23 protein-coding genes and 2 pseudogenes are annotated in these 20991 nt (G+C 58.9%); 8 read left to right on the top strand and 17 right to left on the bottom strand.

The genetic code is table 11. The features are described from left to right. Nucleotides 1-9 precede the first annotated feature (9 nt). From virB11 to AC1D05_RS32625, 11 genes are all read right to left on the bottom strand, one after another. Nucleotides 10-1035, bottom strand: coding sequence for a P-type DNA transfer ATPase VirB11 (virB11, locus tag AC1D05_RS32575; RefSeq protein ID WP_477446653.1), 1026 nt, complete (start codon nucleotides 1033-1035; stop codon nucleotides 10-12). Continuing rightward, on the bottom strand, nucleotides 1032-2495 hold the full coding sequence (virB10, locus tag AC1D05_RS32580) for a type IV secretion system protein VirB10 (protein ID WP_477446655.1): 1464 nt from the start codon (nucleotides 2493-2495) through the stop codon (nucleotides 1032-1034). Before virB10 ends, virB11 begins: the two co-directional genes overlap by 4 nt. Then, nucleotides 2495-3292, bottom strand: a complete 798-nt coding sequence (locus AC1D05_RS32585) for a TrbG/VirB9 family P-type conjugative transfer protein (RefSeq protein WP_477446657.1) — start codon at nucleotides 3290-3292, stop codon at nucleotides 2495-2497. The genes virB10 and AC1D05_RS32585 overlap by 1 nt, the downstream gene beginning before the upstream one ends. Beyond that, nucleotides 3289-4008, bottom strand: a complete 720-nt coding sequence (locus tag AC1D05_RS32590; protein WP_477446659.1) for a VirB8 family type IV secretion system protein — start codon at nucleotides 4006-4008, stop codon at nucleotides 3289-3291. Before AC1D05_RS32590 ends, AC1D05_RS32585 begins: the two co-directional genes overlap by 4 nt. A 66-nt stretch (nucleotides 4009-4074) precedes the next feature. Beyond that, the gene (locus AC1D05_RS32595; RefSeq protein WP_477446661.1) at nucleotides 4075-5118 is read right to left on the bottom strand and encodes a TrbL/VirB6 family protein; all 1044 of its coding nucleotides are present in this window, start codon (nucleotides 5116-5118) and stop codon (nucleotides 4075-4077) included. Nucleotides 5119-5300: 182 nt separating this feature from the next. After that, a complete protein-coding gene (locus AC1D05_RS32600; protein ID WP_095776133.1) occupies nucleotides 5301-6035 on the bottom strand; it encodes a type IV secretion system protein in 735 nt (244 codons plus the stop codon). A 9-nt stretch (nucleotides 6036-6044) separates the two neighbouring features. After that, nucleotides 6045-7202: a transglycosylase SLT domain-containing protein gene (locus tag AC1D05_RS32605; RefSeq protein ID WP_477446663.1), complete on the bottom strand. Its 1158-nt coding sequence runs from the start codon at nucleotides 7200-7202 to the stop codon at nucleotides 6045-6047. Then, the gene (locus tag AC1D05_RS32610) at nucleotides 7186-9588 is read right to left on the bottom strand and encodes a VirB4 family type IV secretion/conjugal transfer ATPase (RefSeq protein ID WP_477446665.1); all 2403 of its coding nucleotides are present in this window, start codon (nucleotides 9586-9588) and stop codon (nucleotides 7186-7188) included. Before AC1D05_RS32610 ends, AC1D05_RS32605 begins: the two co-directional genes overlap by 17 nt. Then, on the bottom strand, nucleotides 9585-9878 hold the full coding sequence (locus AC1D05_RS32615) for a VirB3 family type IV secretion system protein (protein WP_006339854.1): 294 nt from the start codon (nucleotides 9876-9878) through the stop codon (nucleotides 9585-9587). Before AC1D05_RS32615 ends, AC1D05_RS32610 begins: the two co-directional genes overlap by 4 nt. Before the next feature lie 3 nt (nucleotides 9879-9881). After that, complete coding sequence (locus AC1D05_RS32620; RefSeq protein ID WP_023720448.1) at nucleotides 9882-10196, bottom strand: TrbC/VirB2 family type IV secretion system protein; 315 nt, start codon at nucleotides 10194-10196, stop codon at nucleotides 9882-9884. A 12-nt stretch (nucleotides 10197-10208) separates the two neighbouring features. After that, on the bottom strand, nucleotides 10209-10862 hold the full coding sequence (locus tag AC1D05_RS32625; protein WP_477446667.1) for a lytic transglycosylase domain-containing protein: 654 nt from the start codon (nucleotides 10860-10862) through the stop codon (nucleotides 10209-10211). An 87-nt stretch (nucleotides 10863-10949) separates the two neighbouring features. Between AC1D05_RS32625 and AC1D05_RS32630 the strand changes: the two genes are divergently transcribed. Genes AC1D05_RS32630 through AC1D05_RS32640 form a run of 3 tightly spaced genes read left to right on the top strand, consistent with a single transcriptional unit; the run spans nucleotide 10950 to nucleotide 12258 of the window. Further along, nucleotides 10950-11552 carry a hypothetical protein gene (locus AC1D05_RS32630; RefSeq protein WP_095776129.1) on the top strand — a complete coding sequence of 201 codons (603 nt, stop codon included), beginning with the start codon at nucleotides 10950-10952 and terminating at the stop codon, nucleotides 11550-11552. Then, nucleotides 11549-12097 (top strand): thermonuclease family protein, encoded by a 549-nt coding sequence (locus AC1D05_RS32635; RefSeq protein ID WP_477446669.1) that lies wholly within the window; start codon nucleotides 11549-11551, stop codon nucleotides 12095-12097. The genes AC1D05_RS32630 and AC1D05_RS32635 overlap by 4 nt, the downstream gene beginning before the upstream one ends. Next, nucleotides 12094-12258, top strand: coding sequence for a hypothetical protein (locus AC1D05_RS32640; protein WP_164753924.1), 165 nt, complete (start codon nucleotides 12094-12096; stop codon nucleotides 12256-12258). The genes AC1D05_RS32635 and AC1D05_RS32640 overlap by 4 nt, the downstream gene beginning before the upstream one ends. Here the strand turns inward: AC1D05_RS32640 and AC1D05_RS32645 are convergent. Next, nucleotides 12255-12599 carry a hypothetical protein gene (locus AC1D05_RS32645; protein ID WP_477446671.1) on the bottom strand — a complete coding sequence of 115 codons (345 nt, stop codon included), beginning with the start codon at nucleotides 12597-12599 and terminating at the stop codon, nucleotides 12255-12257. The genes AC1D05_RS32640 and AC1D05_RS32645 overlap by 4 nt on opposite strands. Before the next feature lie 338 nt (nucleotides 12600-12937). Between AC1D05_RS32645 and AC1D05_RS32650 the strand changes: the two genes are divergently transcribed. From AC1D05_RS32650 to AC1D05_RS32660, 3 genes are all read left to right on the top strand, one after another. Further along, nucleotides 12938-14551, top strand: coding sequence for an RcgA family putative transporter (locus tag AC1D05_RS32650; protein ID WP_477446673.1), 1614 nt, complete (start codon nucleotides 12938-12940; stop codon nucleotides 14549-14551). Further along, nucleotides 14541-15566 carry an RcgR family putative quorum lactone hydrolase gene (locus AC1D05_RS32655; protein ID WP_095776125.1) on the top strand — a complete coding sequence of 342 codons (1026 nt, stop codon included), beginning with the start codon at nucleotides 14541-14543 and terminating at the stop codon, nucleotides 15564-15566. Before AC1D05_RS32650 ends, AC1D05_RS32655 begins: the two co-directional genes overlap by 11 nt. A gap of 103 nt (nucleotides 15567-15669) precedes the next feature. Further along, nucleotides 15670-15933: an ATP-binding protein gene (locus tag AC1D05_RS32660; protein WP_348628983.1), complete on the top strand. Its 264-nt coding sequence runs from the start codon at nucleotides 15670-15672 to the stop codon at nucleotides 15931-15933. A 94-nt stretch (nucleotides 15934-16027) separates the two neighbouring features. Here AC1D05_RS32660 and AC1D05_RS32665 read toward each other — a convergent pair whose 3' ends face one another. Beyond that, nucleotides 16028-16534, bottom strand: a complete 507-nt coding sequence (locus AC1D05_RS32665) for a helix-turn-helix domain-containing protein (RefSeq protein ID WP_477446676.1) — start codon at nucleotides 16532-16534, stop codon at nucleotides 16028-16030. Nucleotides 16535-16651: 117 nt separating this feature from the next. Between AC1D05_RS32665 and AC1D05_RS32670 the strand changes: the two genes are divergently transcribed. Then, nucleotides 16652-17254 (top strand): hypothetical protein, encoded by a 603-nt coding sequence (locus AC1D05_RS32670; protein WP_477446678.1) that lies wholly within the window; start codon nucleotides 16652-16654, stop codon nucleotides 17252-17254. Between the two features lie 55 nt (nucleotides 17255-17309). Then, a complete protein-coding gene (locus AC1D05_RS32675; protein ID WP_477446680.1) occupies nucleotides 17310-17768 on the top strand; it encodes a hypothetical protein in 459 nt (152 codons plus the stop codon). A 214-nt stretch (nucleotides 17769-17982) separates the two neighbouring features. On the opposite strand, the gene AC1D05_RS32680 is transcribed toward AC1D05_RS32675, so the two are convergent. The 4 genes and pseudogenes from AC1D05_RS32680 to AC1D05_RS32695 all read right to left on the bottom strand — a co-directional run bounded on the left by AC1D05_RS32680 (nucleotide 17983) and on the right by AC1D05_RS32695 (nucleotide 20984). Beyond that, nucleotides 17983-18474: an Lrp/AsnC family transcriptional regulator gene (locus tag AC1D05_RS32680; protein ID WP_477446682.1), complete on the bottom strand. Its 492-nt coding sequence runs from the start codon at nucleotides 18472-18474 to the stop codon at nucleotides 17983-17985. A gap of 177 nt (nucleotides 18475-18651) precedes the next feature. Then, nucleotides 18652-19706: pseudogene (locus AC1D05_RS32685) on the bottom strand (ornithine cyclodeaminase). Then, nucleotides 19703-19861, bottom strand: a pseudogene (locus AC1D05_RS32690) (arginase family protein); the annotation flags it as partial. The pseudogenes AC1D05_RS32690 and AC1D05_RS32685, both read right to left, overlap by 4 nt. A gap of 43 nt (nucleotides 19862-19904) precedes the next feature. After that, nucleotides 19905-20984 (bottom strand): GlxA family transcriptional regulator, encoded by a 1080-nt coding sequence (locus AC1D05_RS32695; RefSeq protein WP_477446684.1) that lies wholly within the window; start codon nucleotides 20982-20984, stop codon nucleotides 19905-19907. Between the last annotated feature and the right edge of the window lie 7 nt (nucleotides 20985-20991).

Raw genomic sequence — 20991 nt, forward strand, 5'->3', positions numbered from 1 at the left:
TGGGCCTCGCTAGATCATCTCCGCCTTGGTGAACTTGATCTCACTGATGCCGCGCCGGCCGCCTTCGGTGCGGACCATCTGGACGACCACCGGAATAACCTCGCGCAGGTAGTCGAGGATTTCGCTCCGTGAGAGGCCGGTACTGCCCTGCATGACCATGAGCGCCAGCCGCTCGTAGGCGGACCGGGCGGAATTGGCATGAACGGTGGTGAGCGACCCCGGGTGGCCGGTGTTGATCGCCTGGAGAAACGCGAAGGTTTCAGCGCCGCGTAACTCGCCCAACAACAGACGATCGGGTCGCATGCGAAGCGAGGCTTCGAGCAGCTGTTGCGCGGAGACTTTGGCAAGGCCCTGGTCGCCCTTCGAGGATATCAGGATGACGTTGTTGGGGGCCGGCAGTCTCAGTTCGCGGGTGTCTTCGATCGTGATGATCCGTTCATGAGCCGGGATTTCCTTCAGGAGTGCATTCAAGAACGTCGTCTTGCCGGTCGACGTGCCGCCTGAAACGACGATCGAGACGCGGCTGCGCACCGCATACTGCAGAAACTCCATCGGCGACGTGTCCTGCAACATCTCGACAAGTCGCTTTTCCTCAGTTGACAGCGCCAGGCCGCTGCCCATCGCTGTGTTCTCGAATGCGCCGAGATCGTTATAGGCATCAAGGCTCATGTCCATGATGACCTGCTTGCGGATAGAGATCGCCCCGCCTTCGGGAGCCGCCGGCGGCAAGATGCATTGGATGCGCTCACCCGAGGGTAGTGCTGCCGACAGGACGGGCTTTTCTTCGTTGATGACCTGATTTGTCGCCGAGGCGACGCCTGTCGATATGTTGCGGATCCAGCCGGGCGTGACCTCGCGCTTGACGACGTGTTCCATTTCCTTCGCGCCGAGGCGTTCGATGAACAATTCGCCCGGCCTGTTGATCGCAATCTCGGAAACCGAGTCTTCGTGCAAATAGGACCATATTGGCTCCAGATGAGCGCGCAGGACCGGGGCTCTTGCCCAAGGGTCGGGCAGGGGATGCACGGCGTTCATTTCACCGGGCTCCCATAGCCGGGATAAAAATGATCCTTTGGCGTCGCGTAGAGAGGCGTCGGATCGATCGGGGTCTTCGGCCGCCCACCTGCCTTCAGGCGTGCGACTTCTTCCTGAACGGGATCGGCGTACAAATCCGAGAAATCGAGATCTCGCCGCACCAGCACGACAACCGATGTGCCCTGGTCGACGTAGACTGTCGGGGCAATGTTCTGCGTGTCGCGAAACGCCTCCTGCGCGAGTTGCTGCAGGGCGGTTGATGACTTGTCGAACGCGATGCCGCGGGCGTCGCGCTGCGAACCATTGCCACCATAAGTTACGGTCGTGGTCTCACCGGTCACGGGATCGGTCGTGGACACCTGGCGCTGTTGTGCATCCTGGGTCTTATCGCCAAGCGAGGACAGATATTCAGAGACCCCGCCAACGACGGAAAGCATGATGGCGTTGCCGTACCGTTCAACCCAGTACGTATCGACACGTCCGCCCATGCCGCCGCGGCCGAGTGCATCCGCACCGGGCGACTTGATATCGACGGAAATGCCGTCCGAGCGAATGACCCTATTCCAGACGATGAACACACGCTTTTGTCCGCGCGCAAGCCCCGAGCGGTATTCTCCGGTCAGGCGCGACCCCTTCGGAATGAGGATCCGCCTGCCGTCGAGCGAGAACACATCCTCCCGCACGACAGCGCGCACCGCGCCGGGAAGGTCGGTGTTAACAGCTGTTTCCAAATAGCCGCGAAGGATCGTTCCTTCAGCGATCAAAGCATCGGTGCGCCGGAAGACCCTGGCTTTGACAATCCCGGAAGAGCTTGCCTCAGACTGCGCCAGGAATGCCTTGTTGGGATCACTGTCGGCGCCGGGGACCGGGATGATTTGACCGTCGGGCGCGATTTCTACCTGCGCCGCCTGGGCGCCGGCGTCCGTCGAGCCGGTTTCACCATTCGTCACCATCTGGTTCGAGCGCAGGCGTTCCCATACCGCCTTTTCATGCTCGGCGGCCTCAGCCTTGCGACGAGCCTCGTCCTCAGCCGCGGCCTTGCGGCGGGCTTCTTCCGCCTCGGCCTTGCGGCGAGCTTCCTCGGCCGCCATTTGCGCCTCCAGCGCCCGCCGCTGAGCATCGAGATCCGCACCCTCCTGCACGGTCTGATCGACATTATCGGCTTGTTGCGTGCCCTTCTGATCGTCGGCCGGTGGCGGCACCACGATCTGGTCGATCGTGCCGTCGGCAGGCTGCGGCGGCTCGTTCAGCGCCGGCGGGCGAAACTCCGGCGGGTTGAAGTTTTCCTCGCCATCGCTGCGAAGATCGCGCGATACTGGCTCTCGAGGCCAGTTCAGCCATATCAACGCGCCTACGAGCACCACGCCGAGGCCGACCAGGGCGATCCTGGTACCCACGCCCGCACCGCGGCGCGCCACCGTCGGGCTGCCGTCCAGTTGGTTATAGTCGATCTGCGTCATCACCGCCCTCCGTTGGATCCGAACGGGGTGGAACCACCTGTCAGTTTCGTTGGACCGTAGACCTGCTCGACTGGATCGAGAGCGTTGGGTCGCGCGCGGTTGTAGAGGCAGAGCGTCTTGCCGTCGGCCCGCAGGGTGAATTGCCGTGCCACTTTGTCGATGACGGTGTATTTGCCCTGAGTGCGAACGTTGACCAGCGACTCATGGCGCTTGTCGTCGACCACGAAAATCGCCGGAATGTCACCCTTGAACTCCAGAAACACCTTGGTGCCGTCGTCGAATACGGTGCGCGGCTTCAAGCTGTCGTCGCCCTTGTACGCATAGTCGTAATTGAGGTCGGCATAATTCAGGTCCTTCAAATCCGGATCGGCGGCGCTCTCCTTGGCCTGTGAGAGCAGGCGCGCGTTGATATCCTCGTCCGGGTATTTGAACCGGACCTGGAAGGATGCCCGGTCGCGGCTATTGTCAGTTGCCTGCAGCAGCAGGGAATAGACGCGCCGGTTGGTGACCACGTTGACGTTGGTCCAAGCATCGCGCTCCAGCGGCTTGACGAACAAAAATCTGGATCCGCGTTTGGGGATGATCGACCAGCCTTTCGTGTCGCCAGCCGAGACAGTTTCGATGACTTCGGTCGGACTGAGTTCGACCATCGTTGAAATGCCAAGAGCTGCACGCACCGACGTCACGTCGTCATTGTTGAAGGTGACATATCGGATGCGGCCATCGCGCGCCGCCGCGCCGTGGATCGTGCCAAGCAGAAGGGCGGCTGACAGGGCGAAGCTGACGCGCCATCTCATTGCAGGCTTCCCGCAGCCGGCGCCGATTCCTGGTCGCGGCGGTAATCCGTAACCTGAAATCCCAACGGGTTGTCGAAACGCCATTCGTTCTTGAGCGGTGTTGAGGTGTAGCGGAATTTTATCACCGCCACCCAATTGTCGGCGGTGGATAAATTGTCCCGCCGCGTCGTCGTGGCAAAGCGCACCGAGGCAGTGTTGCGATTGAGCAGGGAAACCGATTTGATCTCGACCGAGACGGTGACATTGCGGCCAAAAATCTTGTCCCGCGATTGTGGATTTGCAGGCGTATAAAGCCATGTCAAATCCTTGGACGCGGCATCGGTGGAGTAGAGCTGCGCCAGGTCGTAATTCTGTTTCAGTTCACGGGAATCGTAGGTTTCGCGGGCCCTGATGTAGCGCACCAGATTGGCCGCCGTGACGGCCTCGTTCTGCGACAAATCTCCGGGCTTCAGCGCGCGCATGATCTCGAGGTAGCCCGTCGATTTGTCGACCTCGACAACGTAGGGTTCGAACTGCCGGAGCGGCAGGATCAGCACGAGCGCCAGCAGCGAAAGCACAGCAACCAGCCCTGAAATGCCGCTGACGATCCAGGCCAATGTGCGCGATCGGCGCATTGACCTGTGCGTGTCGTCTTCCCAGGTGGCGCCCGCCCTGTAATAGCGTCTGTCGACGAGCTCGCTGCCGCTGTTAGCAGCTGTTTCCGATGGAGTTGACACTTACTATTGCCTCGTTTGCGTGACGCATCCTGATCCAGGGCCGCGATCGATGATCGTTCGTGTGTTCTAGGCCAGAGGCCTGGCGTTATCGCGCGCACCTTGCTGGATGGCGGACCGAGCTGCGTCGTCCGCCCTGGCTGCTCGCGGGGATCGGAAGCTGTTTGCCACGAGCTGCCGGGCGCCTCGAGCGGCGCGGCCGGCGGCCCATCGTGCACCGGAGTAGCGCACGGCGTTTGTGCCGAAGTTTCTATAAGGGTTGAATGCGCCCACGGTGCTGAGATACCCGCCGCCATTCAGGATGGAAGCAATCGAGGGTATCTGCATGAGAACGTAGATCCCGATGATCGTCACCAGCACCAGGGGCAGCACCAGCGACATCTTGCTGTCCATAGTCGCTCCACCTGATGTGGCGGTGTTCAGCGCCGCATTGACGAGCGAGAAGTAGAAACCGAGAAAGCCGTAGATCAGGATTTGCTGGATCATCAGGAAGGTGGTCAGCGAAAGAAAGCCTTCGCTCATGCGCGAGGACCATCGGTAAAGCCAAAGAATGATCCATATCGGCGCCAGGGCGAGCGTAATGAACAACATCACCTTGGCGGCGATGATCGCGGCAATGGCAAGCGCTGCGAAGATGATGGCCGACAGCAGGACGAGCAGCGACAAGAGCGCGCCAAAAATGTCATAGAAGGATCCGCTATACACCTGATTGGCGACGTCCTGGGCCCCTTTGTAGAGGTTGTCGATGAGCGCCGGAATTGCCGCCTGATCGCTGAGCTGATTGCCGGTGGCTCGCGACACGGCGCCGACGATGACCTTGCCGACCTCATCTGGAATGCTTTGGACAAGCTGATAGATCGTCGCGGAAAATGTGCCCCATCCGGTCAGCAGCAGATAGATGATGACGGCGCGACCGAGGCGATAGGCCGCTTCGAGCGGCGAAATCGACTCCCGCCCGCTCAGGATCGAATAGCCCCACCACACGATATAGAGGGTGAGCATGAGGGTGAAGACGTTGCCCATCGCATTGCCCAACTGCATATAGACGGTGCGGACGAAGTCCTCGCCGATGTTGTCAATGCCACCCAGAATGCTTGCGGCGAGACCGTTCATGGATCCTCGTCAATGATGCTGGCGAACGGCGTTGAATTGACCGGTTTTAGCGCGCCGCATTCGTCGGTGCGGGCATACGCCAAAGGCCCGCACGGCGCTTTCCGTTCGCGATTTGCGCATCCAAACAGCACTGCGCCGAGCCCAATTACAGCGCATATGCGCAGCACTCGCCTCGACAAGCGCTAGCCTCCGCTCTTGCCAAATTCCGCGAACGGATTGACGTTGCGCGGCGTCATCATCTTCTGGACCTGGCTCTGGCGAAGAAGGTCCCCCTTCAGCTTCTCATTCAGGGCCGCGACCGCGCCGTTCTGGACACCGATCAATTCGTTGACCGCGCGCGCATTTTCCAGCTGCATTCGGGTGTTCTGGTCCACCGATCCCTTGACGTCCTGTGACTGCCCGATCTGCCCACTCGCGGACTGGAGGGACTGTTGGCGCTGGGTGACGCCCTGCGAAGCCTGCGAGGTCAATGCGCTTAGCAGCGAGGCCACATTGACGCTGCCGCCATAGGCCGTGTTGACGGCGCTGGTCTCCTTGCCGGCAATCTGCTGGAGCTGCTTCACCAGCTGGAGCCCATTGATGACGGCGCCTGCGATTTTCTGGATTTCGGGCGAAAGGCCACCAAACGAAAGAGCCCCGCCGTTCAGGATCGATCCGAACGAGGGAGCCTGGGCAATCGACATGTTGCCGCCAAGACCCATTTGTCCGATCCCGAGCGAACCGTCACGACTGCCGCTAAGAGCCTGCAGGATCTCCTCGCTCTTTTTCAGGATATCCTTGTTCGAATCCATGATGGAGTTGGTGTTGTCCGCATTCTTGCGGGCGACATCGAGATTGGCGCCATCAATGACGGCAATCTGTGCGTGGGCCGTGCTTGCCCAAAGCGCCAGACTGGCAGCAATCGCGAATTTTTTCATCTCAGCCTCCTATTGCTGTAGAGAATTGATCACGCTGGCAGCGCCAGCAGGGTCGGTGGTGATGGTCATCGAGCTGCTGTCGGCCGAGCTTGCCGCCGCGTTCTCAAGTGCGCATGGTAGCCACCGGCCGCGATCGATCCTCAACCGCTCCAATTCCGCGGGATCACAAGAGAACGGGTTTGGAGAGCCGCTGTTCGGCTGTTGCACCAGCTTGGACGACTGCGATGCCTGAACATTCTGCAACGATAGAAGTTGGGCCAGCAACGTCGTAAAATCCCCCGCCTGGGCGAGGTACTGGTTGGTGACATCGGCGTTGATCCCACGAGCCGACGAGTTCAGCTCCCACGCATCCTTGTATTCGGTAACCTGGCCAACGTTGCCCGCCAGCGCGTCGATTGCAGCATTGTTGGCGCCCATCTGCGATGAGCTTGCATCAAGGCCGCCAGCCGCCTTCCTCACCGTGCTCATAGCCGCTTCCTGAGCCGTCCCGCCGGCGCCGTCGGCCGTTACGATCGAGAATGGTGGCGGCGCGGCGGCGGGAGCCTTGCCGCTCGATACATAGTCGTTGAAGTAGCTGTTCCAGCGGCCGACGCCGCCGGCCCATTGGTTCTGCTCGCCTGCGTTCGATCCGTTGTAGAAGGAGGCGAGACAGCTGTAACTCGTCGCGCCGCATTGCTTCACGCCCATTCCGAGATATTTGACGCCGCCTTCGACATTCTGCTCGTTCACGTCGCGGTCCAGTCCCATGGACTTGCCAGTGCCCTTGGTCAGCTGCATGACGCCTTTGACGCCGGTGTGGCTCCCGGCGCATGTGTCGAAGCGCGATTCCTGATAGGCAACGGACAGCGCTAGGCCTTCGGGCACACCGTACTTCTGCGCATAATAGCGGATCATCTTCACGTTGCCCGCGTCGCCTTGCAACGCTTCGGCAGGCGACCGGCGAAACATCTGCGAGCGGTATTTGTTCGAATAGGTGCAGACGACGCTTTTCTTCCTGTCGGTTTCGTCCTTCTTAGACTCATCTGACTTCGTGCTGTGCTGCTCGTCCTCTTGCCGCTTGTCGAGGTTCGGCCCGTCGATGACCGCGATCTGAGCGACAGCCACGGTCATGCTTTCCGCTGTCGCGAGAGCCACGGCCAGACAAAAGCTGCTAAGCCGCTTCGTCATGCTCGTCCTCCCATCCGCAGAAGTAGGGCAACCACATCTCCGGCTCGTCGCCGAAGGTCTCCCGGAGCCGTGCGCATTCCTTGCTGTTGGCTTCGTTCGAGGACAAGACCTTGATGAGATCGGGCATTGCCGACAAATCGAGCTTGGCGACGATCGAGTCGCTGTCGTGCTTGACGAGGAAGGTGCGTGTTTCCTTCGCGGTTCGGCGCACGAACTCGAATTCCTTCGCTGTCAGCGAGAAGCGCTCCACGTAGGATTCTTTGCTCGCCTTGGGGTTGGGGAAGAAAATGTTGGTCTTCGTTTGCTCGATCAGTGACGACGAGATGGAGGAGTTGACGACGTCTTCTGCTGTCTGCGTGCCAAAGCCGACAACGCCGTTGCGGCGACGAATGGTCTTCAGCGTCTCATTGATGAAAGCGGCGAAAACCTCGTCGTCCAGCAGCTTCCAGCCTTCATCGAGGAAAAGCATGATCGGCGAGCCGTCGATGACGTCCTCGAGACGATGGAAGATGTAGAGCAACGCAGCCGAGCGCAGCTTTCGGTCGCCCAGGATCTTCGTCATGTCGAACCCGACAACGGGTTTCGAGAAATCGACCAGATCGACGGGATTGTTGAAAAGCCAGCCCTTGTCCTTCGGGTCGAGCCAGGGTTGTATCCGCGCCGCCAGATCATTCATGCCAGGCATGAGCGAGCCCCGCAGCACTTCCGGCAGCAGGTCGAAGGTCCGCTGTTCGCGCGGTATCTTGTAGATCATGTCGACGGCCGCGTTGATGACGCGCATCTCGGCCACATCAAGCGCGCCGCCTTCCGGCGTCAGAATGTAGAGGAGTAAATCTTCCAGGAAAGAACGGTTTTCCGCCGTGTCATCAAGCTGCAATGGCGCGAACCCGGTCGGCTGAGAGGGTTCCATCACCTCGTAACGACCGCCGAGCGCCCGAACGAAGATCTCCGCGCCGCGCATGTAGTCGAAATAAACACATCGCGGCCGCGGCATGATGCGCATGGCCTGCGCCATCAGGAACGACAGCACCACGGTCTTGCCCGAGCCGGTCGGGCCGAACACCGTGAAGTGCCCGACATCGTGTACGTGGAAATTGAAATAGTAGGCTGTCTGGCTGGTCGTCTCGAGCAAGGCTATGGGCCGTTTCCAATGCAGCCGGTCACGTTGGCCGGACGGGAAATTGTGTCCGGAAAAAAGGCCGGCGAAATTCAGCGACGAGATCAACGCACGTCGCGCGATGTAGCTGAAATTTCCCGGCAACTGCGCCCAGAAGGCCAGTTCCGTGTTCAGTGTCTCGCGGACCGGCACGATCGACATGCGCGAAAGTTCGGCCGTGATGTCGGACAGCGCACGATTGAGACCAGTCATGTCCGGCGCCAATGCCATGACGCTCATGTGATGTTGTCCGAAGACGACTTCGCCGCCGGCCAGCTTGTCGGCACCGTCGTGGACGGAGACCTCGACCGTCGTGCCCGCCTCGTCGGAACCCTCGACCTGGTTCGCGATAGTGTTGATCCTGCGCATCGCCGTGACACGGTCTTCGATCGCGAAACTTTGCGTCAGAATAAACTCATGCGGCAGGCGCAAGAGACCGTCCAATGAGCCCGGAGCAGTGAACGGCGGGTATTCCTTGATCGACACCATGGCGCCGAGCTTGGCTGCGTCCGGCCCGCGCAGTTCCAGGGCCGACTTGCCGAAAAACAGCTGCCGCGTCGCCAGTACATCGCCAAGGGACATGCGCGGCAGAGGCATTTCCACGTCGCCACCGCCGGCGAGGATTTTCGCTAGAAATTCGGCTGGCTCGGAAAAGAAGCTGTCGCGGCGCTTTACTACACCGAGAAGACGCCCCCCGTAAGCGGTGAAATCCTTGACCATCCCGTCCAGGATGTCATGCAGTTCGGCTATTGCCTCTTCGCGGGTTTCTTCGCCAGCGGTGCTGATGCGGAATGCATTGAGCGCCTTGTCCACCCAGCCGACCCGGCCGACCATCGGGCGCCGTATGACCGTCAGATACGCCTCATTGACGAAAAGGTTCTTCGACCCAAGCTCATCCATGTAGCGGGCGTCGAGCTCGGCCACGAAAGGATTGTCAAAGTCGCCTTCGATCTCCGGCGTCACGTGGCGGCGGATGATCGTTGTGTAGACCGCAAAGCGAGAGGTCGAGAGATTGCGGAACGTCGTGTTGCGGTTGAACAGTCGGCTGTTCAACTCGGCCTGGTCCATTGTCTGGAATGGCAGGCCGCTGAGCTGGAGGGCGCCGACCAGAAAGCCGCTCTTCGTCACGATCAGATTGTCATCGACATGGCGAAGGTAGGGGATGTGCATCGCCGCCGGCTTTTCGCGGCGGCGCTCACGGCCAAATTTCAGGTCTGCATCGAGGCTCATGGCGAATAACTCCTCGCCCCCCAGAAGGTGAGGTTCGCCACCGCTCCGCGTTTGGAGACGCGCCGCTCGAAAATATGAAAGATGTAGGGATCGCGCTGGCACAGATATGCGCTGACCAGATGCACCACGCCGAACACACCAAGACCGAGCATGAAGCTGCTCGTGGCGATAAAGCCGATCACCGCCAGGATGCCGTTCAGTGCAAAAACTTCATAGCGCACCCCCCATTTCATCGGGGGGCGTGTCAGGGGCAGGCTGACCGGCTCGACATAGACTTCCTCGTCGTCCATGGCTCAGCTGCCTCCTGCCGTCGCGCGAACCGCGTCCACCAGCTGGGCAGCGCCGAAGATAAGAGCGATGCCAATGATGATGGAAAAAGCCATCATCCACGCCAGCCGTCCCGTCATGGCGAGGAAGCCGAGAAAACAGACCGCGATGATGGCAAATGAGCGCGCTATGTTGCCCTGCAGAACGCCGACGAACCATTCCAGCACGTTTTCGACTGGCGCCGCCGATTGGGCGTATGCGGTGGCTGGCGCCAGAGCTATTCCGACCGCCGAGGCCAAGGCCAGTTTCAGAGCAAATTTGCCTGCTTTCCTGTATTCCACCCTTGGCTCCTTTCAGTTGCCGAAATCCATGACATGACCCTCCTGCCAAGCGTCTCCGCTTGCTGGCGGACCGGCCGCGAGCATTTCGGATTTGGTCAGGACGGGCTTCTTCGCGACACCGCCGAACTTCCAGCGGTTGAGGATTTTCACGATGTATTCCGCGGTCTCCGGATTCACCGGAATGCCCTGCGCCTTGTAGACGCTGTTGGGCCCGGCGTTATATGCCGCCAGCATCAGCAGCGGATCCTGGAACTCGTCATAGAGTGACTTCAGATAGCGCAAGCCAGCCCGAACATTCGCCTGCGTATCGCAACGGTCGCTCAGGCCGAGATCGGCCGCCGTGCCCGGCATCAACTGCATGATCCCAAGGGCTCCGGCCTTGGACGGACCCTGATTGGCGCCGAGATCGCTTTCAGCCCATGCGATCGCCTCGGCCAGATCGGCGTCGAAGCCTTCGTCCAGCGCGACTGAACGCACAAGTTCGGCGACTTCAGTACGGTTTCCGGTCTTGCACGCCCCAGGCCTCTGCGCCCCGACTGAGGTAAGGGCTTGCGCCGGCGTTGCAAAGGCGACCGCGACGCGGTCTGATGCCAGATCCCGGCCGTGCGCTTCCAAGGGCATTGTAGCGGCACACAGGGTGAGCAGAAGAGCTGTTCGAGTGTTCATACTGTCGCCAAAATTTAACACTTTACTATGGCTACACGCAGCCCTAGTAAAGTGTCAACACCATATGCACCGCAGGGACGGATTTCGATGAAACAGATTGCCCTTTGCACGGCTTTGCTGCTCCAGGGCACCGCGGCTTATGCTGCCGGCGCCGACGCTCCAAATGCCTTCGCGCAGCCGTCGGAACACTACCTGCTCCAGTTTGCCAAGCCGGGCGAGAAGGTGTTCGTCTATGAGCGCTACGATGCGAAAGGCGCGCTCTTTCAGCGCGACGCGGCGACCCTCAGTTCGCCGGTTAAGGCGTCGTCGGCGACCGAGCGCGTCATCAACGGCGTGGCCTATCGACTGCGCGGCCTCGCGGCCTGCCCAAATCCAAAGATTACCTACAAGACGCAGGCGTGGGACTGCACGAAGGCCGCGCAGGACTATGAAGAAGGAATCTACAACCATCGTGCTTCTGTCGTGCTTTGCAAAACGCTTGTGCTGCAGAGCAGGAAGGGGGAACCCGACGCCGTGTCGTGTTTTTCTCTCGTGGGTGCGGGCAATACAAACGACCCGTACAACGTCGCCTACGACGATGACGAAATGGTTTTCTTCGGCATGGCCGCAATCGGACGCAACAAGGACGGCAAGTCGCTGCGCCCCGATCTGGAGCACTCCGCCGACCTCGGTGGACAGTTCCAGGAATGAAACAGGCGCGCTTTGCAGTGCTGACCGCTTTTGGTTTGTGCGCATCGGCACAGGCCCAGGATGCATCCGAATCTGCTGCGCAAACGCCCTTCGCGGTATCGAAATCGGCTCAACTGCTGACTGGAGATACCTGGCGTGACGGCGACCATCTTTTCCGCCTCTATGGCGTGCAGTCATGTCTTCGCGGCACGTCGGCTGAACAGCCAAATGGGAACAAACTCGATTGCGGGAACATCTCGCTGGCGCATCTGGCAGCACTGTTCGATAGCGCGGCGGTGACATGCCAGCCAATCGGCTACGCCCTCGACAAGGCGGCCTTTGTCGTCTGCGGTGCGCAGCTGAATGGCGACACAATCGACGTCGGCACCGCGCTCATAGCGACCGGATACGCGTTTGCCGCAACGACAGCAAAGGGCAAAGCCGTCAATGAGAACTACCTCGTCGCGGAAATCAACGCTAAGATGAAACGTGCAGGTTTGTGGGGCACGACGTTTCAGCACCCTGTTCAGCTGCTGCTAAATAAGCGATCGGAGAGACAAGAATGAAGCACGACGATGAGGCGCACAAATATTACTATCCCGTGGAAGGACGCGGTGACGGCGCTATTGGCGGAGCCGCGGCGTTCTTGGCAATCATCTTGGTGCCTGCAGGGCTCTATGCGGCCTGGAATACCGTGGCCTCATGGATTTCAGCGCTCTTCTCCTAGGCCTGCAGTTTCGCGAAAGAACCGAGCAACGCGCGCATATCGTCGACGTCAATCTCGCACCAGTCGTTCCCCAACAACCGACAGAAATAAGCTGCCTTCATTTTCATCTCAACGACATCGGCCACCGGCGCAGCGGCCGCGCGCCGACGCGCGATAACCTCTTCCGCCATGACCGAATCCAATCGCCGGCCGGTCAGGGTCGCGTCCGGCCCTTCTGCCCCCATCCATCGCTTGCCGAGACGTTCAACCATGGCGACTGCCTGACGATGCGCCGCGATCAGATTCTGGACCCCGTCGGCCTCTTCCACCACTCCGTTGTTACAGACCACTTGAATGGGCATCGATTGGCTCCACGCTCATGACAATTCGTAAATGATACCTGGGGAGGCGAGAAAAATAGGGATGGCTTCATCCCTCTGCTTCTCAGGCTCCCGAAGCCCTGGCTTCCCCTACTTTTCGCTCATGCGGTCGCGACCGATCCGGGCAGCTCAGTGCCTTGGCAGGCGGTTTGCGAAACATCTCCCCCACAACAACCGTGTGCAGCCTCTCCAGCGGGTCACCAGTCATCGATCGTCTCCCGTGCCGGCCAAATCCAGTTGATAAAAGCGTTGATTGAGCACGAAGGCACGATAAGATACGAAGCCTAGCGAAGCGGAACGAAACTAGAGCCTATAAGCTGTTGTTTAAGAACGGAAAGTTATTTCTCCCTCCGCCCAGAGACGGGAGTGATTTCAAAGAATTATTCAAACGATTGGCGGCGGCGGGCGCGGGTCGACTACTGGGCAAAGACGGGTTTCCTGCCGGCCCATGGACGCCCGAGCTCCTTGCAGAGGCGATTTCACAGATTGATTCCAACCGGGTTGGGGTCGATCTGCGAACGGTGCAGCTTTGGTTTCAAGAGAACGAGAAGGGTATTAGCACTGCCAACATTCGTTGGCTGGCGAGGATTCTCGGATGCGATGATCCGGTCGCGACTAGCGAATGGCAGATGGAGCTTAGTGCGGCGCAATCGCGGCTATCGATCAAGAGACGAGGATGGAAGAGAGCCGGAAGCAGCGTTGCACAGGAGATTCCAGATACGGCACTGACGGCGACCTTCGACGACGAGACAGACTCCCCAGCAGTGCTGACACGGGATACTGACCCCAAGGGGCCGAGCCGGCGTTTTAGTTTGGCGAGGAAATCGGAGGCGTTTTTTAGTCGCGGATCTCCCCTGAATTTACCGGCGTCGGTGTTTGCGGGTGTCACCGCTCTTGGGTTTTTGTCGTATCTTACGGGGATTCACAGCGTGACATATGGCCGGGCGGATGGCGTCGTCAAGCAGGTTGGGTTTCTTTGGACAGCGAATTGGACATTCGTCTTCATGGTATTTTTGCCACTGTTTTTTGCCTTCGTGACAGAGCTGGTGACCTTTTGGAAAGATGAAGGCCGCCCAAAGCTTGTAGCGCAGGGCGACAAGATGGAAAGCGACGATGCTTGGTCGCGCAGCGTACAAGCTTCTTCGTATTCATATTGGGCGGTTCTTTTGATTTGTGTGGTATTCGCCGGTCTTTTTCAGTGGATCGGCGTGTCTTTAATCCCGTTGCTCAAAGGTGGTGGCAGCTATGCGACGGACTGGGGCTCGTTAGCGATTGTGCGCCCTGAAGTTATATCGGTGCCGGAAGCGATCGTGTTCACGGGGCTCGCTTACCTATACATGTGCCTATGTTTTTATCTGTTCTTTGTAGGTCTAATTTTGCTTTATACAGTGATTCATGATCTTTGGAAAATTGGAAAAGCAGCGAGTAATTCGCCCGAGGTGGATTATCAATACGGCTTCCATGAAGCCAGCCTCAGGGTTATGCGTGCGATTTTTCGGTGTACTGTTTTGGGGCTTCTGATCGCCATAGTCATGAAGCTCCAGAGTGCTTACCTGACATCGCGTGGGGAGAATATTGTGGCGTGGTTGGTCGGCGATATGTCTTCCGCCTTCTATGGGCGAAATGATGTGACCGCCGTGATCAGCTACCGTAGGCCGACCCATTATAGTAGCCTTCTTATCGCTATTTCGACCTGTGCTGTATTTCTGTACGGCTCCATCCGTGTAGGTGTCGAACCTCGGTTTCGTATGTCTTTGTGGAAGATGTCAGCGATCGTAGCGTTACTCGTGGCTAGCTACTTGCTGATCGATGCATTTGCTGGCTTTTCGATCCTTCTGGGCGTTGGAGTGCTGTTCGCAATATATGGCTTGTTTGATCCAGGGTTGGGGCGACGGCAAGCGATTAAGTTGGGAAACAATCAGAGTGTATCATAGTTGGCTTGATCATTGGGATGAGCGGCGGGCGCGACGCGGTGAGGAAGGGAAGAAATCAACCGATTTCGCCCTTGACGCGGAACGCGCCTTTCCAGGTGCGGATAAGATAACAAGTATCGAGGAATTCTGTGCCCTTGCGGACCAAGCCGTGGCTGATCCAGCCTTTTTCGATGACCCGAATGTGAGTGTTCAGGGGTTTGAAAGGCTAGATGGGTGGCTCAAATTTCCATCGGACATATCTACTGATATCGAACAGAACAATGTCGTCTCGGCGAAAATCACAGAAAGCGGGTCGTTCGATCAGGCGATGGTGATTTTTCACCATTGGAATGCAACCTTCCGGAATCGTCAGATCGCCAACTTTTTCTCGCAACGTGGCATCACGGTTGTCGAGATCGCTATGCCTTATCACTTCGAGCGCAGCCGTCCCGGCTCCGCGCACGCTGACTATATGCTTAGCCCTAATCTCGGTCGAACGATTCAATCTGTAAGGCAGGCAGTGTTAGATGGGCGAAAGCTCATACGTTGGTTGAAGATCGAAGGCTATCGAGAGATTTCAGTTGTCGGTATGAGCTTAGGCTCCTGGGTTGCGGGCCTTCTCGCGGCGCACGACTCGGCTGTGTCGAAAGCCTCGTTGTTTCTCACGGCGGGGAGTCTAGCGGATATGGTTTGGGCGGGTCGCGCGACACGATTGATACGTGCTAGTCTCGAGCCAGCGATTAAGCTGACCGAGCTCAGAAGGGCTTGGGGTCCACTTAACTTGGAGAATTACGCAGATAGTTTGGCACGGCCTGATCTCGGTCTTCACGTTGTGTTGGCTAAGAGAGACAAAGTGGTGTTGCCAGAGCTATCGGAGAGGTTCATGCAGAGGCTGAAGGACGCCGGAGCTAGGCCAAATATTTTGGAATTAAACTGTGGTCATTATTCGCTCGCCATGCCGCCATACATTTTGTTGGCCGGTTTGAGCTTGAAGCGGTTTCTGTCGCGTGCTGACAAGTCTGCCCGGCAAGCATGAGTTTGGCGTTGGCCGGTCAGTTCACCAGCAAATTCTCTGGTGGGCATCACGACACTAAAGTGATGAATCTGGGTCGCCCCCCTACCGGAACCGACCCCTGGAATTGGCCGACAACGGCGCAGGCGTGACACCGGCAAAAGTCACGACACCCTTCTACTCTACACGCGCCGGCAATCACACCGGGCTAGGTTTGACGGCTTGTTCTCATATGGTTTCGACCCTCAAGAGGAAGCTCTTCATCAGCAGAATTCCCGACGCCGGCACAGTCGTCCATGTTAAAGTCCCTTATCATCCCCGCCGCTGCAACAGGCTAGCAGCCGACGATGACAGCAGCGGCTCGACAGCCGCGGCGGGGGTCCTAGTCTAAAGTCGGCCGCTAGGCCTGACGGGCAGGGGCATGGGAGCGGTCGCCGGCTGGGGGCGGGCGTATTACAGGCCCTTTAGGAACACTCGTCAGGCGGCTAGATGTCGGCTCCGCCAGGCGGGATCTTTTCGGAAAAGAGGAAGGTCGCTGGATCAAGTTTCAACGCCTTGGCGATCGCCGCAATCGTGTCCACGCTGATATTGCCGCTCGCGCGTTCCAGTTTCGTGAATGTCGCCTCCGCCACGCCGATTAGTTCGGCCATCTCATAGCGGTGCAAAGTACGTCGTTGTCGCTCAAAATCGATGATGTGCGCCAGCCGCTTGCGAATCGCATTGTCGTCCAACCGATGCGCCCATTCCGGAACTTTCTTGCCGCCGGCGAGCAGTGATGCAAAAGACAGTTGCAAGCCGTTTGCCATGATCTGCAGCGTCATCAATGTGACATTATTTTTCTGACGCACAGTCTGAATATAGGTTCGGTAGGCGAGTTTTTCGCCCTCGGGGGTCCGAAACAATTCGGCCATGTGCATATGGGATAGGCCGCGTCTGGCTCTTTCCCGCTCAAGCGTCAGAGCAATGTTGGCGCGCAACGGGTTGTTGACCACGCCTCCGTCGTCTCGTTTCATAAATCGATGTAGTCGCACAAACCTGCCTTTTCGACCTGTCCTTTTCCGCGCGGATAATCCATAGTAAACTGTCAAATCCGCAGCGAGGAAAAGGCTATGACTATACTCAAATTCCTACTGGGGGGTGCCGTCGCCATCGCGGGCGCCGCAGCTCTTCCATCCCAATCAAAAGCGGCGGAATGGGGCTGTCAGGTCCTCCTATGTCTTTCCGGCGATTGGCAGGGTACCCCCTCGTGCCACCCGCCAATTTACAAGTTGATTGCGGCGATGGAAGCCCCGGGTTTTAATTGGCCGACCTGTCCGCAAGCCAACTCCAGCGCGGCGAGATTTGAGAAGTATGAGGATTGTCCGTCTGGCTGGCAAGCAGCTGGCAGCTCCGAATCCGATCAGCCGGGCTTAGGTCAAGAACGGAACATCTGCCGCATCGCGGCCGACAGGCTATCCTTGCCCGTCGTCTTCAAAAACAACGCCCTCGGCGGGAATCGTGAAGACGGATCACGACAGGTCCAAATCGAAATCGACGGTAAGGTGGTTACCGCAAAAATCCAGACCGCGGGGAACGATCAAGGGCATTCCCTTGGTAATGGCCCCACCTACTACGCCATCTCTCGACCGATGCGCGGAAAGCCTTGGTCCATCGAGTATGATGACGCGAACGGCGTGCGCCAGAAAAGCTGGTTCAATCTCAACATGCCGTAAGCCAGGCGATCACGCACGACGAGGCTTGGAGAGCCGCAATTCAGTGAGGTTTGTAGTGTTCAAGGTGCTTCTCCTGTCCACTGTGATTATGAACACAGGCGCAGTGTTCACGGCCGCTGGCCAAAGCGACAAGCCGCGATCAAGTGTGGACAATCCTATGTGGCCCGCTTCACTGAAATGGGACTGCAGGACCGCTGCCAAAATCGTGTGCGAGCGTGATGGCAGTTGCTCGGTGGCTCAGGACCACGCCGGATTTGTGCTGAACTACGGCAGCAACGAAGCTGAGTTTCCAGCCAGCAATGTCAGGATTAAACGCCACTATCAACAGACCGTGCAGGCAAGCCCTTTGCAGCAGGAAGTTAAGGTCGAACTGGCCGACAATCGCGTTCTTTGGCTGACGGCCGTAGATGCCAGCCGCACGTATTCGGAAGCGTGGGTCGGCGCCCTGAGCGAGTTGAAGGGTGGCGCGGTACTGATGGAATCCGAGGGGGTCTATTGCATGCCGCACAAGTGAGTGCGCCGGATAGGGGGCAAAGCCGGTATGGTCTGGCCTCGAGCGGCAGGCCCTGCGAGGGGGTTGAGCGCCTTATGGGTGCGAACTGGCGAAGTCCGCGGACATGGTCGAGGCCTGAACGGGGAGACAGTTCGACATGGACAGACGGAGGCCGATTGGATGCCGGCCCGCAGGGTCTCTATTGACGCCTCGGCTAGAAGATCTCTAAGGGCCACTATGATTGCGCCGGCAACAGCTCGGCGACCGGCAAAACAGTCTCATCCTTGACCGTCTTGGTAACAATGTAAGTGAAGTAGCGGTCGATGCCGATCTCGCGTTCGAGCAGGCCGTCGACCAGACGCTGATAGGCATCGATGTCGCGCACCATCACCTTCAGCACGTAGTCGACGCCGCCTCCGACCGACCAGCAGACGACGATCTCGGGGATGTCGCGGATGGCGCGCTCGAAGCGGTCGAAATCGGCCTGGCGGTGGTTGGTGAGCGTCACCTCCATCAGCACGGTGGCAATCGGGACGATCAGACGCATGACGATCCTGGCGTGATAGCCCGAAACGATGCCGGCCTTTTCCAGCTTTCGCAGCCGCATCCAGCAAGGCGTCGGCGACAATCCGACCTTGTCGGCCAGCGCAAGCTCGGTGATGCGCCCGTCGCGCTGAATGGCGTTGAGGATTTTGAGGTCGATCGCGTCGAGTTTCGCGGCAGTCATTACCGTCTACTTTCGTTTCTACCGCGTTTGCATCGTAAACCAGTCTATTTACCGCAAGTCTGCAGCTTGAGAAACCGGTCAGAGTGCAGACCGATGCAAAGCCATGGCCGACAATTAGCGACCCAGAGATCCGGCTTGTGGATCTCACAGCACGACCAGATGCTTTGGCGTGCTCCCTTAGGCCGCCGGCTGCAGTGCTGCCCGGAGCAGCATACCGAACAGGTCGCATGGCTCGTCGGGATCGGCGAGCAGGTCGAGCTCCTCATAAAGGAGACTGGAGCTGGCCGCGGACATAGCGTACCGCCGAAAAGTCCTCGGTCGCGAAGCCGACGGAATCGAACAGCGTGATCTGTTTGCCTGGCTTGCGACCCTCAGCCTTGCCGGTCATCACCTGCCACAGCTCGGTCACCGGATGGCCGGCGTCGAGCTGCTGAATCTCGCCCTCGATGCGGGTCTGCGGCGGAAACTCCACAAAAATGTCGGAGCGCAGGAGGATGTCGCGATGCAGCTCGGTCTTGCCCGGGCAGTCACTGCCGACGGCATTGATGTGCACGCCGGAGCCGACCATGTTGTCGGTCAGGATGGTGGCGCATCGCTTGTCGGCGGTCACAGTGGTGATGATGTCGACGCGTCCACCGCATCTTGGCCCGTCGTGCAAATGGTGATGTCGAAACCCTTGCCGGCGAGGTTGCGGGCGCATTTTTCCGACGCGGAACGGTCGATGTCGTAAAGCCGCAGCCGGTCGATGCCGAGCAGCGCCTTGAAGGCGACAGCCTGGAATTCGGACTGGGCGCCGTTGCCGATGATGGCCATTGAGCGCGCACCCTTGGGCGCCAGGTATTTGGCGGCGACGGCGGAGGTAGCGGCGGTGCGTAGCGCGCCGTCAGGATCGTCATTTCGGTGAGCAGCATCGGATAGCCGGAGCCGACATCGGCGAGCACACCGAAGGCGGTGACCGTCTGGCGGCCCTCGCGCATGTTCTTCGGGTGGCCGTTGACATATTTGAAGCCGTAGAGGCGGCCGTCGCTGGTCGGCATCAGCTCGATGACGCCGTCATGGCTGTGCGAGGCGATGCGCGGCGTCTTGTCGAACAGCTCCCAGCGGCGAAAATCCTCCTCGATATAGGCGGCGAGTTCGGTCAGGAACCGCTCGACGCCGATGGTCAGCACCAGCTTCATCATGCGGTCGACGCTGACGAAGGGGACGATGGCAAGGCGGGAAGGCTGGGTCATGCAATGCTTCCGGAATGGCTGCGGGTCGGGCGGTCCATGATGCGGCGGCCCATCAGGCTGGCGGCAAGGTCGACCATGAGCGTGGCGGTGCGGCCGCGTTCGTCGAGGAACGGGTTCAGCTCGACCAGGTCGAGGCTAGAAACGAGGCCGCTGTCTGATCACTAGCTGCTGCCTACGGGCTAGTTTCCGGAACGTGAATCACTTTGCATGCACCATTTCACTGATTGATGACCTCGCCTTCGGCCATGGTGCGGGAGCGGCCGCGGCGAACAGCCCGTACCCGCTCCTTCGGCGTTCCAAGGCTTGCAGGCGAGCTTCACGCGGAGCCAGCCCATGATGGTCACGATATGCCTTTGAAAAGTGGGAGGCCGAGACGAAACCACAGGCCATCGCGATCTCGACGATTGGAAGTTGCGAGTTCAAGATAAGCAAATGAGCGCGCTCAAGTCTCATCTCAAGATAATATTTCGCAGGCGAACGTCCTATTTGTTTCGAAAAAATGCGCTCAACTTGGCGCCGAGACAAGCGGCTGGAGGCGGCCATGTCTTCGAGCGCAATGGGCTCGTCGAGATGCCGCTCCATCTGCTCGATGATCTTCAACAGGCCGTCATGGTGAATTGCCGCGCCTGCATGCCGAGGTAGTCTCTGACGATCTCCAGGTTGGCGGACCCTCATAGCGGCCGCCTTCTCGCAAACTTGGTTGGCGATAACGGGCTCATGATCTTCTCTGACAAACTGCACGAACATGTCGAAAGCAGCATCTCCACCCGAGCAGGAGTACGTGTCGCCGTCGATTTCATAAGCCGCTTGAACAGCAGCGATACTGGGAAATTGTTCGACGAATGATGGGAACTGTTCCCAGTGCACTGCACATCTTCGTCCATCCGCTAGACCCGTCTGGGCGATGCTGAAGACCCCGCTCGCGATGCCGACCAGCAACAGTTTCCTAGCCCGGCATTCGCGCAACCAGCCATGCAGGGCTCGATTTGTGGCAAGTGGGTGGCTACCCCCGCAAATTACGGCGACTGAGGTGGACCAGCCCGTTTTGCCAAGGAGGCCGCGTTCGTCCTTGAGCGACGTATCAACTGAAATCGTTGGTCCACAACTCGACCTCACGGGGTATCCGTCGTCAGATACAACTCTCCAAGCGTAAAACTCCGATTCAAGCACTTCGTTTGCAAGCCTCAAGGCCTCGGCTGCGGAAGAAAAGGCCTGTAGGGAAAATCCAGGCTCTAGATAGAGACTGAACAGCCGTTTTGGTGCCTTCATCTTCAGCATTTTACGC

The sequence above is a fragment of the Mesorhizobium sp. P2_E9 genome, assembly GCF_056403815.1.

Coding starts and splice junctions, on each gene's coding strand:
- AC1D05_RS32670 (WP_477446678.1), top strand. CDS start 16,652: ATGACTATACTCAAATTCCTACTGGGGGGTGCCGTCGCCATCGCGGGC.
- AC1D05_RS32585 (WP_477446657.1), bottom strand. CDS start 3,292: ATGAGATGGCGCGTCAGCTTCGCCCTGTCAGCCGCCCTTCTGCTTGGC.
- AC1D05_RS32680 (WP_477446682.1), bottom strand. CDS start 18,474: ATGACTGCCGCGAAACTCGACGCGATCGACCTCAAAATCCTCAACGCC.
- AC1D05_RS32615 (WP_006339854.1), bottom strand. CDS start 9,878: ATGGACGACGAGGAAGTCTATGTCGAGCCGGTCAGCCTGCCCCTGACA.
- AC1D05_RS32610 (WP_477446665.1), bottom strand. CDS start 9,588: ATGAGCCTCGATGCAGACCTGAAATTTGGCCGTGAGCGCCGCCGCGAA.
- AC1D05_RS32645 (WP_477446671.1), bottom strand. CDS start 12,599: ATGCCCATTCAAGTGGTCTGTAACAACGGAGTGGTGGAAGAGGCCGAC.
- virB10 (WP_477446655.1), bottom strand. CDS start 2,495: ATGACGCAGATCGACTATAACCAACTGGACGGCAGCCCGACGGTGGCG.
- AC1D05_RS32605 (WP_477446663.1), bottom strand. CDS start 7,202: ATGACGAAGCGGCTTAGCAGCTTTTGTCTGGCCGTGGCTCTCGCGACA.
- virB11 (WP_477446653.1), bottom strand. CDS start 1,035: ATGAACGCCGTGCATCCCCTGCCCGACCCTTGGGCAAGAGCCCCGGTC.
- AC1D05_RS32595 (WP_477446661.1), bottom strand. CDS start 5,118: ATGAACGGTCTCGCCGCAAGCATTCTGGGTGGCATTGACAACATCGGC.
- AC1D05_RS32625 (WP_477446667.1), bottom strand. CDS start 10,862: ATGAACACTCGAACAGCTCTTCTGCTCACCCTGTGTGCCGCTACAATG.
- AC1D05_RS32630 (WP_095776129.1), top strand. CDS start 10,950: ATGAAACAGATTGCCCTTTGCACGGCTTTGCTGCTCCAGGGCACCGCG.
- AC1D05_RS32640 (WP_164753924.1), top strand. CDS start 12,094: ATGAAGCACGACGATGAGGCGCACAAATATTACTATCCCGTGGAAGGA.
- AC1D05_RS32600 (WP_095776133.1), bottom strand. CDS start 6,035: ATGAAAAAATTCGCGATTGCTGCCAGTCTGGCGCTTTGGGCAAGCACG.
- AC1D05_RS32635 (WP_477446669.1), top strand. CDS start 11,549: ATGAAACAGGCGCGCTTTGCAGTGCTGACCGCTTTTGGTTTGTGCGCA.
- AC1D05_RS32695 (WP_477446684.1), bottom strand. CDS start 20,984: ATGCTGAAGATGAAGGCACCAAAACGGCTGTTCAGTCTCTATCTAGAG.